The 17,180-nt window shown below is 64.7% G+C and carries 13 protein-coding genes and 1 tRNA gene; 7 read left to right on the plus strand and 7 right to left on the minus strand.

From position 1 onward, the window contains the following. Positions 1–39: 39 nt before the first annotated feature. The 5 genes from B1526_RS03060 to B1526_RS03080 all read left to right on the plus strand — a co-directional run bounded on the left by B1526_RS03060 (position 40) and on the right by B1526_RS03080 (position 6,811). A complete protein-coding gene (locus tag B1526_RS03060; RefSeq protein ID WP_201260119.1) occupies positions 40–1,413 on the plus strand; it encodes an ATP-binding protein in 1,374 nt (457 codons plus the stop codon). Then, complete coding sequence (locus tag B1526_RS03065) at positions 1,410–2,102, plus strand: LuxR C-terminal-related transcriptional regulator (RefSeq protein ID WP_095614618.1); 693 nt, start codon at positions 1,410–1,412, stop codon at positions 2,100–2,102. Before B1526_RS03060 ends, B1526_RS03065 begins: the two co-directional genes overlap by 4 nt. Before the next feature lie 196 nt (positions 2,103–2,298). Then, positions 2,299–4,407: a DUF4037 domain-containing protein gene (locus B1526_RS03070; protein WP_407640987.1), complete on the plus strand. Its 2,109-nt coding sequence runs from the start codon at positions 2,299–2,301 to the stop codon at positions 4,405–4,407. Positions 4,408–4,458: 51 nt separating this feature from the next. Then, positions 4,459–5,124 (plus strand): DUF4125 family protein, encoded by a 666-nt coding sequence (locus B1526_RS03075; RefSeq protein ID WP_235607001.1) that lies wholly within the window; start codon positions 4,459–4,461, stop codon positions 5,122–5,124. A 70-nt stretch (positions 5,125–5,194) separates the two neighbouring features. After that, positions 5,195–6,811 (plus strand): alpha/beta hydrolase family protein, encoded by a 1,617-nt coding sequence (locus tag B1526_RS03080; protein WP_235607002.1) that lies wholly within the window; start codon positions 5,195–5,197, stop codon positions 6,809–6,811. Positions 6,812–6,951: 140 nt separating this feature from the next. Here B1526_RS03080 and B1526_RS03085 read toward each other — a convergent pair. After that, positions 6,952–7,036 (minus strand) — tRNA-Ser (locus tag B1526_RS03085). Between the two features lie 106 nt (positions 7,037–7,142). Beyond that, positions 7,143–8,426 carry a serine--tRNA ligase gene (serS, locus tag B1526_RS03090; protein ID WP_095614719.1) on the minus strand — a complete coding sequence of 428 codons (1,284 nt, stop codon included), beginning with the start codon at positions 8,424–8,426 and terminating at the stop codon, positions 7,143–7,145. Between the two features lie 208 nt (positions 8,427–8,634). On the opposite strand from serS, the gene B1526_RS03095 reads away from it, so the two are divergent. Next, on the plus strand, positions 8,635–9,786 hold the full coding sequence (locus tag B1526_RS03095; RefSeq protein ID WP_095614620.1) for a diacylglycerol/lipid kinase family protein: 1,152 nt from the start codon (positions 8,635–8,637) through the stop codon (positions 9,784–9,786). Between the two features lie 99 nt (positions 9,787–9,885). On the opposite strand, the gene B1526_RS03100 is transcribed toward B1526_RS03095, so the two are convergent. Beyond that, positions 9,886–12,024, minus strand: a complete 2,139-nt coding sequence (locus B1526_RS03100) for a glucose PTS transporter subunit IIA (RefSeq protein ID WP_095614621.1) — start codon at positions 12,022–12,024, stop codon at positions 9,886–9,888. 491 nt (positions 12,025–12,515) lie between these two features. Between B1526_RS03100 and pgm the strand changes: the two genes are divergently transcribed. Continuing rightward, a complete protein-coding gene (pgm, locus tag B1526_RS03105; RefSeq protein WP_095614622.1) occupies positions 12,516–14,192 on the plus strand; it encodes a phosphoglucomutase (alpha-D-glucose-1,6-bisphosphate-dependent) in 1,677 nt (558 codons plus the stop codon). A gap of 139 nt (positions 14,193–14,331) precedes the next feature. Here the strand turns inward: pgm and rpiA are convergent, their stop codons facing one another. The 4 genes from rpiA to B1526_RS03125 all read right to left on the minus strand — a co-directional run bounded on the left by rpiA (position 14,332) and on the right by B1526_RS03125 (position 17,110). Next, the gene (rpiA, locus tag B1526_RS03110) at positions 14,332–15,033 is read right to left on the minus strand and encodes a ribose-5-phosphate isomerase RpiA (RefSeq protein WP_095614623.1); all 702 of its coding nucleotides are present in this window, start codon (positions 15,031–15,033) and stop codon (positions 14,332–14,334) included. 107 nt (positions 15,034–15,140) lie between these two features. Then, positions 15,141–16,157, minus strand: a complete 1,017-nt coding sequence (locus tag B1526_RS03115; RefSeq protein ID WP_095614624.1) for a ribonuclease H family protein — start codon at positions 16,155–16,157, stop codon at positions 15,141–15,143. 133 nt (positions 16,158–16,290) lie between these two features. After that, the gene (locus B1526_RS03120) at positions 16,291–16,380 is read right to left on the minus strand and encodes a 30S ribosomal protein bS22 (RefSeq protein ID WP_004268639.1); all 90 of its coding nucleotides are present in this window, start codon (positions 16,378–16,380) and stop codon (positions 16,291–16,293) included. An 85-nt stretch (positions 16,381–16,465) separates the two neighbouring features. Next, complete coding sequence (locus tag B1526_RS03125) at positions 16,466–17,110, minus strand: hypothetical protein (RefSeq protein ID WP_407640984.1); 645 nt, start codon at positions 17,108–17,110, stop codon at positions 16,466–16,468. Positions 17,111–17,180: the final 70 nt, after the last annotated feature.

Here is a 17,180-nt window from a genome sequence, read left to right on the forward strand (position 1 = left end):
GTTTCCGAGACATGGGCCACACCGGTGCCGCGGGCACTGATGCCCGAAACGGCCGCACGGCCATTGCTGCCGGCGCGGCTGCCGCTCATGCGCCCACGCAAAGGGCGCTGGATCGCCGGCGTCGCGCGCGGCGTGAGCATGCATCTCGGCGTCCATGTGGCCTGGGTGCGGCTCGCGTTCATCGCGGCATGCGTGCTGTACGGCGTCGGTCTCGCCGCCTATGTGGCCCTGTGGCTCCTCGTACCCGCAGGCGACCCGGTCGCCGAGGCGCAGCGCATCGCGGAACGGCGCAATGCGGCCGACGCGCCGCTCGCGAAAGGCAATGCGGGGTCGGGCACCACGGCGCAGCCCATCGCCGGGATCGACGATTACACGGGCCTTGACGCATCGACGCCCACGCTTTCGGGCGAAAGCCTCAAACAGTTCTTCGAGGAGGCGTCGAAGCCCGCACTGTTCGCGGCGCTCGGCGTATCGCTCATCGCATGCGCGATCATGTTCAACATGGCATCCTCGCGTGCAGGCGGCATCCTTCCCGCCGCGCTCGCGATCATCGGCCTCGGCATCGCATGGATGCGCTACAACGCGCCGCATGGGCAGATCGCGACGACGGCGATCGGCGTCGCGCTCGAATTCGTCGCATACGTCGTCTTCCTCGTACAGCCATTGTTCTCGAACGGCGAAGTCACGCTCGCGCGCAGCCTCGTCAGCGGACTGCTCCTCGTGTTCGCCGTCATCGGCACCCTCACCCCATGGATCATGGCGCTCATGCGCGGCTTCACGAACGAGCGCGCATTGAAGGAACGCGAGGAGGAACGCGCGGACATGACCGCACATCTGCACGACGGCGTGCTGCAAACGCTCGCGCTCATCCAACTGCACGCGGACGAACCACAGACCGTGTTCACGCTCGCGCGTTCACAGGAACGCGAACTGCGCAGCTGGCTGTATCAGGAACGCAAAACCTCGGACCGGTCGGTCAACGCGGGGCTCACGCAGATCGCCGCACAAATCGAGGACAGCCACGGCAAACCAATCGAGGTCGTCACCGTCGGCGACGCGCGCCCAAGCGCGCAGACGGACGCGTTGCTCGACGCAGCCGCGCAGGCGATGGTCAACGCGGTCACCCATGGCGGCGAACCCGTATCGGTGTACTGTGAGGCGTCGGATGCGCTCGTCGAGGTGTTCGTGCGCGACCATGGCAATGGATTCCGCATGGAGGATGTGCCACCCGAACGGCTTGGCATACGCGAATCAATCATCGGACGCATCAGACGCCGCGGCGGCAGCGTCGAAATCGTATCGCGGCCGCAGTGGGGCACCGAAGTGCGCATGCATATGCCGATCGCGTCACAGGACGCGACGCGCGCGAACGCGCATACGGACGCACAGGAAGCAGGAAAGGAACGCGTATGAGCGGGCAGGATGAGGAGCATACGGCGCGCACGAGGATCGCCGTCGTCGACGACCATGAGATGTTCAGGGCGGGCGTCATCGCGACGCTCACGCCGTATTTCGACATCGTCGGGCAGGCGGCCGACGTCGAATCGTCGGTCATGATGATCGCGGACACGAAACCGGACGTCGTCCTGCTCGACGTGCACGTCCCCGGCGGCAACGGCGGAGGCGGCGCCGAGATCCTCACGACATCGCAGCCGCTGTCGCCATCGTCGGCGTTCCTCGCACTCTCGGTGTCCGATTCCGCGCAGGACGTCGGCGCCGTCATCCGCGCGGGCGCACGTGGGTATGTGACGAAGACGATCACCGGCAACGAACTGATCCATTCGATCGAGCAGGTCGCCGACGGATACGCGGTCTTCTCCCCCAAACTCGCGGGATTCGTGCTCTCCGCGTTCCAAGGCGCCCCCGCAGGCGCGAACGGCGCGGACGAGGAGGCGCACGACGACGAACTCGACCGCCTGTCGACGCGCGAACAGGAGGTCATGCGGCTCATCGCGCGCGGCTATACGTACAAGGAAGCCGCCGCCGAACTGTTCATATCGGTCAAGACGGTCGAGACCCATGTGAGTTCGGTGCTGCGCAAACTGCAGCTGTCGAACCGCAACGAGCTGACCTTGTGGGCGGCCGACCGCCACATTGTGTGACAGTGCCGTTTCCGTGCCCGACACGCCGCATATTCGAACATCTGTTCGCACAAGGCGATCGCAAGGACGGCGTGTATGCGCGCGAATGCCCTACGATGGTGGTCAGTGACGCGGACGCCGCATCGGACGCCCGCGAAGGACGACGGGAGCGGCGATGGCGCACGATGACGAGGACGATCTGCTCGCGAAACTGACGATGTTCAGCGCAGGCGCGCAAGGACATGCGACCGATGCGCACGCGCATGGCACGGACATGCATGGCGCGGACGTGCACGATGCGTACGGCGGCGCGGATGCGCACGGCGCGGACGACGGCAAGGACGACGGATTCGACGTCGACCGTTTCCTCGACGGTCTTGACGCCATCTTCGCGCGCCACGAGGCGGCGACGAAGGCGGAACCGTACCTCCTTGACGCGATGGACGCCGCCGAGAACGCCGGAGACATACCCGGCCTGCTCACCGTGCTCAACGAGACGATGGGATTCTACCGTTCGCAATCGCGGCACCAGGACAACCAGTGGATCATCCAACGCGCGATCGAACTCGCGTTGCGCCTTGGATTCGAAGGCACCGAAGCGTGGGCGACGACGCTCATCAACGCGGCGACATCGCAACGCGCGGCCGGCAACTACGCCCAGGCCGAAGACCTCTACACGCAGGCGCTCGCATGCGCCGCACACGTCTACGGACCTGACGATCGACGGCTCGCGGCGCTCCACAACAACCTGTCGATGCTCTACAGCGAGACGGGGCGCACGGCACAGGCGGTCGACGAACTGCGCACGGCACTCGCGATCCTCGAACACGGCAGCGTGGACACGGCAACCGACGTCGACATCGCCTCGACATGCGCGAACCTCGCGCTCGCGCTGCTCACGGCACAATCCGCGGATACGGACACGGCCGCGACGCTCGACAAAGCCGCCGCATGCGCCGGACGCGCGCTCGCGATCTACCGGAACGCGCACGCCGAAGACAGCGCCCATTACGCGTCCGCGCTCGCGGCGGCCGCACAGGTCGCGTTCGCGCAGCGGCGTTTCGCGGATGCCATGCACTATTATGAACGCGCACTTGGCATCATCCGCATCTGCTACGGCGAGGACACCGATTATTACCGCATCACCGCGGCCAATCTCGATGAGGCGCGCAACGCGCTCGGCAGGGCGGGGCATGCGGCTGCGGATGATGCGCATACGAACGGCGTGGCCAAGAGCACGAAGACGGCGAATGAGGCGGTTGATGGCACCACCACAACGGACGCCGCAGCAGCGACCGCGCGCACGAAGGAGCGCCGCAGCGGCATGCGGCTTGCGCGCGACTTCTGGCTCGCCTACGGCAAACCGATGGTCGAGGAACGCTATCCGCGGTATGCGGGCCGTATCGCGGCGGGACTCGTCGGCCCCGGGTCGGAATGCTTCGGCTTCGACGACGAGACGTCCGAGGACCATGATTTCGGCGCGAGGTTCTGCCTGTGGCTCACCGACGACGACTATGCGGCCATCGGCGCACCACTGCAACATGACTACGAAGCGCTCCCGCGCGATTTCGACGGCGTCTCGCGCTCCGCGACATCACCGCGCGCGCAAGGCGACGGCAGACGTGACGGCGTGTTCCCGACACACGGGTTCTTCACGTCGCTCACCGGGTATCCGACCGCACCCGACGCCGACGAGCCCCATCTGTGGATGATGCTCGACGAGGCGACGTTGGCGAACGCGACGAACGGCCGCGTCTTCGCAGATCCGCTCGGCGAGTTCTCGAAGACGCGCCGATCGTTCCGCACGCCGCCCGACGATGTGCGGCTCGCGTGGATCTCACGCGGGCTCGGCATGGTCGCGCAAGCCGGCCAATACAATGTGCCGCGCATGCTCGCGCGCGGCGACGGCGCCGCCGCATGGCTGTGCATCGACGAATATGTGATGGCCGTCTCGTCGCTCGTGTTCCTGCTCAACAACCCGGTGACGGTCGGCTACGCACCGTACTACAAATGGCGTTTCGCCGCATTGCGCGCGCTGAGCCGGCGTGCGGGCATGCGGCTGACCGAAGTGTGCGGCGAACTTGAGGAACTGTTGCGTCATGCGTCCGCCGCATGCTTCGGCGGCGCCGGATTCGGTGAAGGCGGTGCCGGCGCCGCACCACATGTGCAGGCGGCCGAATCCCTCATCGGCACGATATGCGCGCAGATCGTCACCGAACTCCAACGGCAGGGACTCACCGACTCGGACGACGACTTCCTCGAATGGCAGCGCCCCTATATCGAATCGCACATCCACGATCCCGCACAATGCCTGCACAGCATCTGACAATCGACACCCACACAACAGCACACGGATACGGACACGATGGAGCATCATATGAACGACCAACCAACGGACGACCAGTCAATGGACGATGCACGACGCGCCACGATCGAGCAGATCGTGGCGGCTGAATGGGACATGTTCCAGCACACGGTGAACGAAGGCGGCCGTGCGTCATGCCAAGGCAACAAACCGATGTTCACACTCATGCGCACAAGCCAGTTCATGACATGGCCCGACGCGCTGCTCACATCGTATCTGCAAGACCTTGAGGCCGCGGCACATGACGGACGCAACCTCGTCGAGGAGAAATACGCGCGCATGATGGCGTCGACCGAACCGGAACGCTACGGACGCGACGTCGCGCCCTACATCCCGACGTTGGACGAGGCACGCGTCAGGCAGCAGGAACGCATCATCGCGCGGCAGGTCGCCTGGGCGCGCACATTCATGGAGCACTACCCCCACATCGGCGCGAACATGCGCGTATTGACGACCGATCAGGACACACCGGAGCAGACATCGTACGAGACATATCTGCGCGGCGAACTCGGCACGTACCGGCAGCATACGCTCGACCTGTACGAACGGTTCGTCGAGGACACCGCACGACGCGGCGGCAACATCGCCGAGGAGACGGTCGCGTGCACGATGCGCCTCATCGGCATCGATGCACTCGACGAAGCGGAACGTGACGAAGCGGAACGCGCGGCGTGGTAGTCCATGGACGGAACGAACCGTTGCGCTTTGCGCCGAAGAATCGGCAAGGCTGACGGTACAGTGAGGAATCGTGCAGCATTTCTGGAAGCAATTCGCATGGACGCTCGTCATCTCCGCGCTCACGCTCGCACTGTTCCTCGGTGTGAGCGCGTTGATGATGCCACCATGGCGCATCGAGCCACTCAGCGCGCATATCACCGTCTCGACGAGTGACACGGCGATCGCCGCGAAAGGCATCACGACACCCCAGGAAGGCACCTACAAGGTCAAGGAAACGAAGATCCGCCTCAACATAAGCGGCGGCAAGACCGTCAACGCGATCGTGCGCGAACCGATTGGCGCACCGGAAGGGCGCCCCGCATGCTCGTTCATACACGGCGCGGGCACCGGCAAAGCCTCGGAGGTCTACGGGGACATCGCGGGCGCGATGGCGTCAGCGGGCATCACGACGCTCGTACAGGACAAACGCCTCGACAACTACACGGCCCTGTCGCGCGACTACGCATCGAACGCCGAAGACTACCTCGCCGGCCTCAACACGTTGCGCGCATGGAACGGCGTCGACGCGTCGAAAGCCGGCATCTACGCGGAATCGGAAGGCACATGGATCGCGACGCTCATGGCGGACCGGGACAAGCACATCGCGTTCGCGGTGCTGACGTCGGCCCCCGTGTTCGCACCACGCCAGCAGATGGCGATGGCGGCGACGCAGTACCTCAACATCATCGGCGCGCCAAGCGGCGTCATCGGCATCATCCCGAAGCTCATCAGCCTCGACTTCTCCCCCTTCGGCCCCGCATACGCGAACTTCGACGCCGCCGCCTACCGGCGCAACCTGACGATGCCGCTCCTCGTCAACTACGGTACGAGGGATCCTGCGATGCCGTGCGAACAGGGCGCGCAGCAGCTCATCCACGACGCGCATGACGTCGGCAACGACAACGTGACGGTGCGCTACTATCCGACGAACCACCAGATGCGCACCGGTTCGTCGCTCTCCCTTCCCGGCCTCCAACTCGACAAGCATTACACGCACAATCTGGAGGATTGGATCAACGCGGTCGCCGCGGGCGCAACGGCCACGGATTGGGCGGTGCCGCCGATCGCGGGCACGCAGCCGTTCCAGGAGTTCGCGGTCCCGGCGAACGTGAAACCCGGCTGCGTCCATTCGCTCCTTGAGATAATCATCGTCGATGTGCTCGTCGTGCTGCTGTGGCTCGCCGTCGTCATCGGCTGCTGCATCGCGTTCTCGCGGCGCGGCAGTTGCGACGTCGAATCGCCCGGCCGCAAGGGCCGCACGCTCGTGCACCGCTACGCACCACAGACGAAGACGCTCATCATCGGCAACATCATCCTCACGCCACTCATCACATGCGGCTTCATCGCCTACTTCGTGTTCGTCGCACGCGCGGCGCTCAAGCTGGAGGACCATGCGGCCGCGCTCGACGCAGGATGGACCGCGTTGCGCGTCGCCGCGCTCATCGCGATCATCATGCTGTGTTGGCTATGGGTGCGCCTGTATTTCTTCTATGGGCCGGGCGACATCGACGCATGCGACGCCGACCCCGACGTGCCACGCAAGGAATACCGCCTGTCGCGCGGACACTCATGGATCATCGGCATGCTGTCCGTGTGTGTGCTGCTCGCCCTGACACTCGCCGACTTCTTCGGCATCATCGGCTCGTAACCCAGCTGCCAAACCGGACGCCAGCAGTTCTATTTGCGCCCCAACCTGCAGACCCCAGCTGCAGAACCGGACAGGCGGCGCATCTGACGGCGGCCATGCATGAAAAAAGGGCTTCCGGCCGGAACCGGAAACCCTGTAGGCGGATAGGGCGAGATTCGAACTCGCGGATGGTTGCCCATCAACGGTTTTCAAGACCGTCTCCTTAGACCGCTCGGACACCTATCCAATGTGCACGCGGTGCACGAACGAACAGTATAGCATGGCGTGTGCCCTGACAGGCCACATCCACAGCGACCGCCGTGCCCGCGCGAAGCGTCGGACGCGGAAGGCGTCACGCCTCCCATGCCGTCGGCTCGATGACTTCCTTGCCACCCATGTACGGACGCATCGCCTTCGGCACGACGATCGAACCGTCCTGCTGCTGGTGGTTCTCCATGATCGCGACGAGCCAACGCGTCGTCGCGAGCGTGCCGTTGAGCGTCGCGACCGGCTCGGTTCCGTGCTCGACGCGTTCGCGGATGTTGAGGCGGCGCGCCTGGTACTGCGTGCAGTTGGACGTCGACGTGAGCTCGCGGTAGCGTCCTTGCGTCGGCACCCATGCCTCGCAATCGAACTTGCGCGCGGCCGACGAGCCGAGGTCGCCGGCGGCCGTGTCGATGACGCGGTACGGCACCTCGACCTTGCCGAGCATCTCCTCTTCCATCGCGAGCAGGTGCTTGTGCTGCTCATAGGAATCCTCGGGCTTGCAGTACACGAACATCTCGACCTTGTCGAACTGATGGACGCGGATGATGCCACTCGTGTCCTTGCCGGCGGCGCCCGCCTCACGGCGGTAGCACGAGCTCCAGCCGCAGTAGCGCAGCGGCCCGTCGCTCAGGTCGAGGATCTCGTCCTCGTGCATGCCCGCGAGCGCGACTTCGGACGTGCCGACGAGGTAGTCCTCGTCCGGTTCGCGCAGACGGTAGATCTCGTCGGCGTGCGAGTTGAGGAAGCCGGTGCCGCGCATCACTTCGGGGCGCACGAGCGTCGGCGTGATCGCGAGCACGAAATCATGCTCCTGCGCCTGGTCGACGGCCATCGTGAGCATCGCGATCTGCATGCGCGCGATGTCGCCGCGCAGGAAGTAGAAGCGCGATCCGGAGACCTTGACGCCACGCTTCATGTCGATGCCGGCGACGCCTTCGCCGAGCGTGAGGTGGTCTTTCGGTTCGAATCCTTCGGCTGCGAAGTCGCGGATCGTGCCGACCTTCTTGACGACGACGTAATCGTCCTCGCCGCCTTCGGGCGCTTCGGGTTCGACGATGTTCGACAGCTGCCACATCGCCGTCGTGTACTGTTCGTTCGCCGCGTCCGCGTCCGCTTTGTATGCGGAGACCTGTTCGGCCAGTTCCTTCGTCTGCGCGATGAGCGCCGCCTTCTCGTCGGCCGGTGCCTTCGCGACCTGCTTGCCGATTTCTTTCTGCTTCGCGCGCGCTTCCTCGAACTGCTTGAGCGACGTGCGGCGCACTTCGTCGCTGCGTAGGACCTCGTCGACGAGTTCGACCGATTCGCCGCGCTTGCGTTGGGATTCCTTGACGATTTCAGGGTGTTCACGGATGAATTGAATATCGAGCATGGTCTTAAGCGTAATGCGCGAAGCCGACAGGCCGCGCACTGTTTTTCCGCATCGTTTGCAGTCCCTTCCGATACCATATCGGCGCCGTTCCGGCAAGACGGGCCGCATGATGCAACCGATGGCTTGCTAAGATGGGAAACCGGTAACAGGACGGGCGCCGCGGACGGCGGCTCAGCCCGTGCAATGCGAGGAACAAGCGAGGCGACCGATGAACCAACAGACCCTGATCATACTGGCGGTGATGGTCGCGCTCATCGCGGCGATCATCGCCGTCATCGCCGCGATACGCATCTCGATGCACCGCAAACGTGTGCAGAAACTTGAGCAGCGTCGCGACGACCAGGTCCATTACGCGTTCATCATCAATCCCTCGAAGCCGACAGCGGAGACGACGCGCGGCAAAATCAAGGAGTATTGCGCGCGCAAAGGCCTCACCGAGGTCATGTTCATCGACACCCAACTGGACAAGGACGGCCGCGCATGCGCGCAGGAGGCGCTCGACAAGGGCGCGGACGTCGTCATCGCGGTCGGTGGCGACGGCACGGTGCGCACGGTCGCGTCGGCGCTCGGCGGCAGCGGGCATGCGATGGGCATCATCCCGATCGGTACCGGCAATCTGTTCGCGCGCAACATGGGCATCCCGATCGACGACATCGAGGCTGCGCTCACGATCGCGGTCTCCCATGGTTCGCACCGCGTCGACGTCGGCCGTCTGCGGATCCTCGACGTCCCTTCCGAGGACCATGCGCACGCGTTCCTCATCATCGCGGGCGTCGGCTTCGACGCCGTCATGATCGACGATACCGACCCGAAGCTCAAGAAGAACGTCAGTTGGCTCGCGTATTTCATTTCGGGCGCAAAACATCTGTTCACGCCGAAGTACCGCGCATCGATCACGATCGAGGACGCCGACGGTGACCTGCTCACGCATGAGGACACCGAATTCCGCACGTTCATGGCGGGCAATTGCGGGCAGATACCGGTGTTCTCGCTCATGCCGGACGCGTCGTTCAACGATGGACTGCTCGATTTCGAGATGATCGACACGAACGGTGGCCTCATCGGTTGGGCGAACCTCTTCGGTGACGTCGTCCATCAGACGATCACCGGCAAGGCCGCGCAGAGCCCGCTTTCGACGCATTCACACATCGACCAGATGCAGGGTGTCCAGGCCGAGGTCAAGCTCGACAAGCCGGTCCCCGCGCAGGTCGATGGCGATATGCTCCCCGAGACGCAGCACATCCTGTTCACCGTCGACCGCGAGGCGCTCATCGTGCGTGTGCCGCTTGAGAACGAGAACATCAGCGCGACGACGCAGATCCCTCCGATCAAGGCGCCGATCACGGACGCGACCGCATAAGGCGACCGCACAAAAGAGATCACGATAGATACAGGAAGGCCGTGTACATCCTCGACGGAGGATGTACACGGCCTTCCTGCATCTATCGACGCGGCAACGTCAGCGGTCGACATCGATGACGACGTCGCCCGGCTTGACGTCGATGCCGGTGTGCACGGTGACCTTCTTGAGCGCTGACGTGTTGAGCACGGTCATGAGCGTCGTCGTGCTGTAGCCGGCCGCCTTGACCTTGTCGAAGTCGACGGTCACGAGCTTGTCGCCCGCCTGCACCCGCTGGTCCTTCCTGACGGCGACGGTGAAGCCATCACCGTTCATCTTGACGGTGTCGATGCCGACGTGCACGAGGATCTCGACGCCGTCATCGGTCTTGATACCGAACGCGTGGCCGGTTTCGGCGACGGTGCTCAGCACACCGGAGACCGGCGCGAACACGTCGGACGCGGCGGGCTGGATGCCGACGCCTTCGCCGAGCGCGCGGCTCGCGAAGACCGGGTCGCCGGTGTCGTCGAGCGGGATGACATGGCCTGCGAGCGGCGCGAACACGTGGTCGGTCGGCGTCGGGGCCGCATCGGTCGCGACATCGGCGGCGGCCGCCGCGGACGTCTTGTCGGCCGGCAGCAGGTTGTCGTCCTCATGGTTCTCGGCGTTGACGACGGCTGCACGTGTCGCCGGCGTCTCGGTCGCCTCGGAGGCGTTCGCCGCTTGGACGCGCGCGAGCACTTCGGCCTTCTCCTCGGGCGTGCGGTAGTCGAACGCGATGATCATGAACATCGCGGAGAAGAACGCGACGGCGATCGAGACGGCGTAGACCCACATCTGGTTGAACACCGGGATTGTCAGCAGCGATGTGAACGCGAACGCGGTCGTGATGACACCGTGGACGCTCTGGCCGTCAGGGGTCACGGACGGGAAGAGCCAGCCGAGGACGGCGATTGTCACGCCGCCGGCGGCGCAGCCGACGAGCATGCGGCTGTAGAGCTTCTTGAACCGCAGATGGATGCCGTAGAGCGACGGTTCGGAGACGCCGCCGAGCAGGCCCGCGGCGAGCGCGCCCGTCGCCGTCTGGCGCATCTCGGAATCCTTGTCGCGCAGCGCGAGGATGAGCACACCGGCGGTCGCGCCGAAGCATGCGAAGTTCCATGTGCCCATCGGGCCTTGGATGAAGTCGTAGCCGAGCGTCTGGATGTTGATGAGCATGAGCGCGTTGAGCGGCCAGTGCAGGCCGAGCGGCACGAGGAACGGGTACAGCATCGGGATGAGGATCGCGAAGATGAACGGCGCATGGTTGTTGAGCCATGCCAGTCCGATGCCGAGGCCGTTGCCGACCCACACACCAAGCGGGCCGACGAGGAACGCGGTGAGCGCGCCGACGATGATCATGCACAGGAACGGCACGAAGACGAGCTGGACGGAATCCGGGATGATCTTCTTGAGCCCCTTGTAGACGAGTGCGAGCAAGGCGGCCATCAGGAGCGGCACGAAGACGTTGCCGCTGTAATCGCTCAGCTGCATCGGCATGCCAAAGACCGTCGTCGTGCACATCTGGGTGCCGACGGCGCTTTCGCCGCAATGTGTCTCCGCCCACTTCGTGTCCATGAGGCTCATGAACGACGGCGTCATGAGCGCGGCCATGATCGCGCCGCCGAGCCACGGGTCGACGCCGAGCTTCTTCGACGCGTTGTAGGCGATCATGATCGGCAGGAAGTAGAAGACGCCCTTCCACAGCGCCTGTACGAAGACCCATGACGGGCTCGCGGTGTCGTTCGGGATCCATCCGCACGCGATGCACACATTGACGATCGCGATGATGAGCGACGCGCCAAGCAGGACGCCGAGGATCGGGCGGAACGAATCGGAAAGGTACTCGAAGAACGAGTCGAGCCACGCGACCTTGCCGCGCGCCTTCGAACGTGCCGCGGCCTTGACGTCGGCGTTCGACATTTCGCCGCCGCCGGACTGGGCCGGCGCGGCGCCTCCCGCGGCGACTCGCTGCATCTCGGGCAGCGCCATGATCTTCTGGTACATGTCGGCGACACCGCCGCCGATGACGACCTGGTACCGGTCGCCGCTTTGCGGCACCGCGCCCAGGACGCCCTTCATATGCTGGAGTTCGTTCTGGTTCACCTTGCCGGCGTCGACCAGTTCGAAACGAAGACGGGTGGCGCAGTGCGTCAGGCTTTTGACGTTGTCCGGGCCACCGATCGCAATGATGATCTGCGAGGCAGTTGAGTCAGCCATCGTTCATCCTTTCCTCATAACACGTGGGAGGTCTCCTCGGATTCCCACATTGTTCCTTGTCCTCGTCGATTCCCCGCACGATATGTCCGGCGGCGCGACACGGGCGTTTCCTTTCCTGTCCGCGCCTCGGGCGCCCTCACGCAACGGTGCGTGCGGACGGCGAACATAGGCGCGCGCCCGTCCGAACCGCATCGGCCACATGCTCCCCGCATGCCGTGCGCGGCGTCCCACGCCCGTCCATATGCCGAACATTGCCGTCCCGGCGAATCGTTCAAATTTTAACGCGCGCGACGGTTGGAATACCGCCGTTCACACTTGTCCAGACGGTGTCTGCACGAGGTTTTTCGTCGATTTTGTCCGGAATACCAACGATGCCACCGATGCAATCGATTTCATCTCTTCGCCACCGGCTAAACTATGACAACGTCTGCAAGGCGGTCACGCCCTGTAGGCTGGAGCAGTAACTGTTGTCCCAGCAGAATGAAGGAAGTATGGTTGCACCTAACGCGGGCATGCCCGCCACCCCAGCAGATCTCATCGACGTCGACGAAGTCATCGGCAAGTACTACGACGTCGTCCCCGACCCGTCGGTCCCCGAGGAGCGTGTCATCTTCGGCACGTCCGGACACCGCGGTTCATCGCTCAAGACCTCGTTCAACGAGGCGCACATCGTCGCGATCACGCAGGCGATCGCCGAATACCGCAAGGCCGCCGGCGTCACCGGTCCGCTCTACATCGGCCGTGACACGCACGCGCTGAGCCTTCCGGCATGGAAGACCGCAATCGAGGTGCTCGTCGCGAACGGCGTGCACGTGCGCGTCGACTCCCGTGACGACTTCACGCCGACGCCCGTCGTCTCCCAGGCGATCCTCACCCACAACCGCGCGACCGACGGCACGCAGCGCTTCGAAGGCGAAGGCCTCGCCGACGGCATCGTCGTGACGCCTTCGCACAACCCGCCGACCGATGGCGGCTTCAAGTACGATCCGGTCACCGGCGGCCCGGCGCCGTCCGAAGTGACGAACGCGATCGCGAACCGCGCGAACGAACTGCTCGGCGACTTCAGAAACGTCAAGCGCATCCCGTTCGAGCAGGCGATCAAGTCCGACCTCGTCGAACGCTTCGATTTCCGTGAGCATTACGTCGACGACCTCAAGAACGTCATCGACTTCGACGCCATCCGCGAATCCGGCGTGCGCCTCGGCATCGATCCGCTCGGCGGCGCGTCCGTCAACTACTGGCCGCTCATCAACGAGAAGTACGGCCTCAACATCGGCGTCATCCGTCCGGAAGTCGATCCGACATGGCGCTTCATGACGATCGACCATGACGGCAAGATCCGCATGGACCCGTCGTCGCAGTACGCGATGAAGGGCCTCGTCGACGAGCTCAACGCCGGTGCGTGGGACAAGTACGACCTCGTCGGCGGCACCGACCCGGACGCTGACCGCCACGGCATCGTCTGCCCGAACTGGGGCGTCATGAACCCGAACCACTACCTCGCCGTGTGCGTCGAATACCTGTTCGGCGGCAACCGTCCGGATTGGCCGGCGGGCGCCGGCGTCGGCAAGACGCTCGTCTCGTCGTCGCTCATCGACCGCGTCGCGGCCGCGATCGACGCGCATGTCGTCGAGGTGCCGGTCGGCTTCAAGTGGTTCGTCGATCCGCTCTTCACCGGTGAGGTCGCGTTCGGCGGCGAGGAAAGCTCCGGCATGAGCTTCCTGCGCTTCAACGGCCGTGTCTGGACGACCGACAAGGACGGCCTCATCCCCGACCTGCTCGCGGCCGAGATCACCGCGAAGACCGGCAAGAACCCGGCGCAGCTCCACCAGGAGCAGGTCGAGCGCTTCGGCGAAAGCTGGTACAGCCGCATCGACACGCCGACGACACTCGAACAGAAGCAGAAGTTCGCGAACCTCGACGCGAAGGACGTGACCGCGACGACGCTCGGCGGCGAGGACATCACCGCGATCCTGACGAAGGCCCCCGGCAACGACGCGCCAATCGGCGGCATCAAGGTCGTCACCGAGGACAACTGGTTTGCGGCGCGCCCGTCCGGCACCGAGAACATCTACAAGGTGTACGCGGAGTCCTTCGTCTCCCCCGAGACGCTCGACTCGGTCCTCGACGAGGCCACGCAGGTCGTCGACAAGGCGCTCGGCGAATGATCCGCCGGCCCTGACGGCCGCCGCGCCCTTGCGGATATGGCGAAGGCCCCACGGCACGATGCCGTGGGGCCTTCGCCATATCCGCATCCGGTTGGTGTCAACGGCGCGCCATCCGTGGACGGGGGCCGCGCCGCCGCACTCACGCCTTGTTCGGGTTGATGAGCGTGCGCGGGCCTTCCGGGTCGCCGACGACCACTTCGTTGACCATGTCGAGGAACAGGCCGTCCTCGACGACGCCGACCATGTTGATGAGGTCCTCGTTGAGGCCCGCCGGGTCGTCGATGCGTTCCATATGCAAATCGACGACGTAGTTGTTCTCATCGGTGCGCACCGGCTTGCCTTCGGCGTCGAGGCGCAGCGTCGGATTGTAGCCGCGCTCCTTCATGCGTTCGATGACGTGCATCGCGCCGAACGGGATGACCTCGACCGGCAGCGGGAACTTGCCGATGACGTCGACGAGCTTCGAGGCGTCGACGATCCAGACGATCTTGTCCGAGTTGATCGCGACGATCTTCTCCCACAGCAGTGCGGCGCCGCCGCCCTTGATGCCGTTGAAGTTCTTGTCCACTTCGTCCGCGCCGTCGATGCACACGTCGATGTGGTCGACGTCGTCGATGTTGACGATCTTGATGCCGTAGCCTTCCGCCTGCTCCTGCGTGCGGCGCGACGTCGTCACGCCGGTGAATTCGAGCCCCTCCTCCTGCTTGCGGCGGCCGAGTTCGTCGACGAGGAAGCGGACGGTCGACCCCGTGCCGAGTCCGACGATCATGCCGTTCTCGACGAGCTTCGCGGCTTCGATGCCGGCTTCCTTCTTCATTGCGTCCTGCTGTGCCTTGTCCATGGCGCTCCTTTGTTCGTTCAGCTGTATTCGTCCTTCCGGGGATGTCGCCCCGGCCTGCACCCCAGTGTAATCGCATCGTGAGAACGCGCGCTGTGCCGTGCGTTCCGTCATTGCGGACGGTAGACGAGGAACGGCGCCCCGTCGATCGTGAGTGTCCCGTCTGCGTTGACGACGCCTTCGATTTCGATGTACCCGCGCACCGCGCGCGGACGGCCGTCGTACTGGGGGCTCGACGCCGGCGGCGGCGTGAACGTGACGTTGCCGTGCACATGGAGCCCGCTGTGCCGCAGGATCGGCTGCGGTGCGCGCGTCGCCGCCGCATCCGTCGTATCGGTCGTATCGTTTGTATCCGCGGTGGCCATCGTCGATTCCGTATCCCCGCGTGCACCGTCGTCGCGCACGTCGCCGCTGTCATCGACGACACGACCGTCATCGATGACACCGTCCTCGTCGATCGCCGTATGCGGCGTGTCGTCGGCGAGCGCGATCGGACCATCCTCATCCTCCGGTCCGCCGATGCAACGCGCGCGTCGGTAGTCCTGCGCGGACAGTTTGCCATCGAGGAGCATGCGCGCGTCGAGCGGCACATCGGCGCCTTCCGCGTACGCCGATGCGAGGAGCGACTGCCACCCCTCCTTCGGCAGATACCCGTCGCGCACCGACGCGCGGCAGTCGCCCGCGTACGTGCGCGCGAGCTCGTCGACTCGCTCATTGCCGGCGTTGCCTGCGTGTCCTTTGACCCAGACGAATGTGACGGAACCGTCGCGCCGCCGTATCTCGTCGTCGATGGCGCGGATGAGCTCCGCGTTCTTGACAGGTTCCTTCTTCGAGTTCTTCCAACCGTTCTTCTTCCAACCGTGCACCCATTTCGTCGAACAGTTGATCGCGTATTGCGAATCCGTTTCGATGACGAGCGGTTCGTTTCCCGGATGCGCGCGCAACGCTTCGAGCACAGCGCACAATTCACCGATCTGGTTCGTGCCGTTCGTCGCGCCGCCCGCGTCGCAGTCGCCCGTATGCGCATGTCCGCGCGTCCCTTGCGTCGGATGGTCCGCCCATGCCCATCCCATCGGACCGTTGGGGTTGCCGAGTGCGGAACCGTCTGTCGAAACTGTGATCGTCATGGTCTCCAATGTAGCGCACGGCCGTCGCCAATGCCCGTGCGCGCATAGCAACGCACGCAAAAGGAAGACCCGCGGTCCGCACTGATGTGCGTGGCCGCGGGTCGTGAACAAACGCGTGTATGCGTCGGTAAGACTACTTGCGCTGGTGGCGAGTCTTACGCAGCAGTTTGCGGTGCTTCTTCTTGCTCATCCGCTTGCGGCGCTTCTTGATGACCGAGCCCATCGTCAGCCTCCGTTCCTTACTTGAAAGTTTGCAACTTGCCTAACATTACACTGTTCATCCGACTTTTGCGATTCGCATGTGCCGCTCACAGCGGGAACAGCTTGAACACCGTCTCGACGGACGCCTTCGGACCGGTCATCCGCGCGCACACGGTGTCGTTCCTCCATACGGCCGTCGCGCCGCCGTCGTCCGCATCGTCGACGACGACGTAGGCGCCCGCGTTCGCACCGTTGACCTTGACGTTGCCTGACGCGAGCTCATGGCCGTCGAGGTGCTTCGTGAGCGCATTGTATTGCGTGAGCGCCTCCTCTTCGCTCGACCACTGTCCGACGGTGACGTGCACGTCGCGCTTCGCGTCACCGGTCGAATAGGTGAGCGCGTACGCTTCGAGCGGCGACGCGGCGTCCCATGTGTCGGTCGCCTGCGCGTCCGTGCGCGCGAAATTCGACACGTCGTCGGGCATCGCCTTGAGCAGTTCCGACGCGTCCGCAGGCAGCGCCTTCGCGTCGATCGTCGGCGATGCCGACGCGACCGACGTCGGCACCTCCATCGGCTGCGGCACGGTGCGCACGGCCCATCCCGGCCATGCGAACGCACTGATGATCGCGAGCACGATGACGGCGGCGGCCACGAACACGACGACGCGAGCCTTGCGCGCCGTCGACGAGGTCTGCGCGGCCTGCGCCCGCTGGTTCGACGTCTTCCCGGAACTGAGTGCCATAGCTGCCATCTTGGCACATCCTTGTGACCGCAGGGCGGTACGCTCACGGCCTCCTCAGCGTACCGTCGTGCGGCCAATC

Source organism: Bifidobacterium criceti, assembly GCF_002286935.1.
GTDB lineage: Bacteria > Actinomycetota > Actinomycetes > Actinomycetales > Bifidobacteriaceae > Bifidobacterium > Bifidobacterium criceti.

What these genes read in the sequence shown, in the direction of transcription:
- B1526_RS03075 (WP_235607001.1), top strand. Translation starts at nt 4,459, where the DNA reads ATGAACGACCAACCAACGGACGACCAGTCAATGGACGATGCACGACGC.
- B1526_RS03065 (WP_095614618.1), top strand. Translation starts at nt 1,410, where the DNA reads ATGAGCGGGCAGGATGAGGAGCATACGGCGCGCACGAGGATCGCCGTC.
- B1526_RS03100 (WP_095614621.1), bottom strand. Translation starts at nt 12,024, where the DNA reads ATGGCTGACTCAACTGCCTCGCAGATCATCATTGCGATCGGTGGCCCG.
- B1526_RS03095 (WP_095614620.1), top strand. Translation starts at nt 8,635, where the DNA reads ATGAACCAACAGACCCTGATCATACTGGCGGTGATGGTCGCGCTCATC.
- B1526_RS03115 (WP_095614624.1), bottom strand. Translation starts at nt 16,157, where the DNA reads ATGACGATCACAGTTTCGACAGACGGTTCCGCACTCGGCAACCCCAAC.
- B1526_RS03120 (WP_004268639.1), bottom strand. Translation starts at nt 16,380, where the DNA reads ATGGGCTCGGTCATCAAGAAGCGCCGCAAGCGGATGAGCAAGAAGAAG.
- rpiA (WP_095614623.1), bottom strand. Translation starts at nt 15,033, where the DNA reads ATGGACAAGGCACAGCAGGACGCAATGAAGAAGGAAGCCGGCATCGAA.
- B1526_RS03060 (WP_201260119.1), top strand. Translation starts at nt 40, where the DNA reads ATGCCCGAAACGGCCGCACGGCCATTGCTGCCGGCGCGGCTGCCGCTC.
- pgm (WP_095614622.1), top strand. Translation starts at nt 12,516, where the DNA reads ATGGTTGCACCTAACGCGGGCATGCCCGCCACCCCAGCAGATCTCATC.
- serS (WP_095614719.1), bottom strand. Translation starts at nt 8,426, where the DNA reads ATGCTCGATATTCAATTCATCCGTGAACACCCTGAAATCGTCAAGGAA.
- B1526_RS03125 (WP_407640984.1), bottom strand. Translation starts at nt 17,110, where the DNA reads ATGGCAGCTATGGCACTCAGTTCCGGGAAGACGTCGAACCAGCGGGCG.
- B1526_RS03070 (WP_407640987.1), top strand. Translation starts at nt 2,299, where the DNA reads ATGTTCAGCGCAGGCGCGCAAGGACATGCGACCGATGCGCACGCGCAT.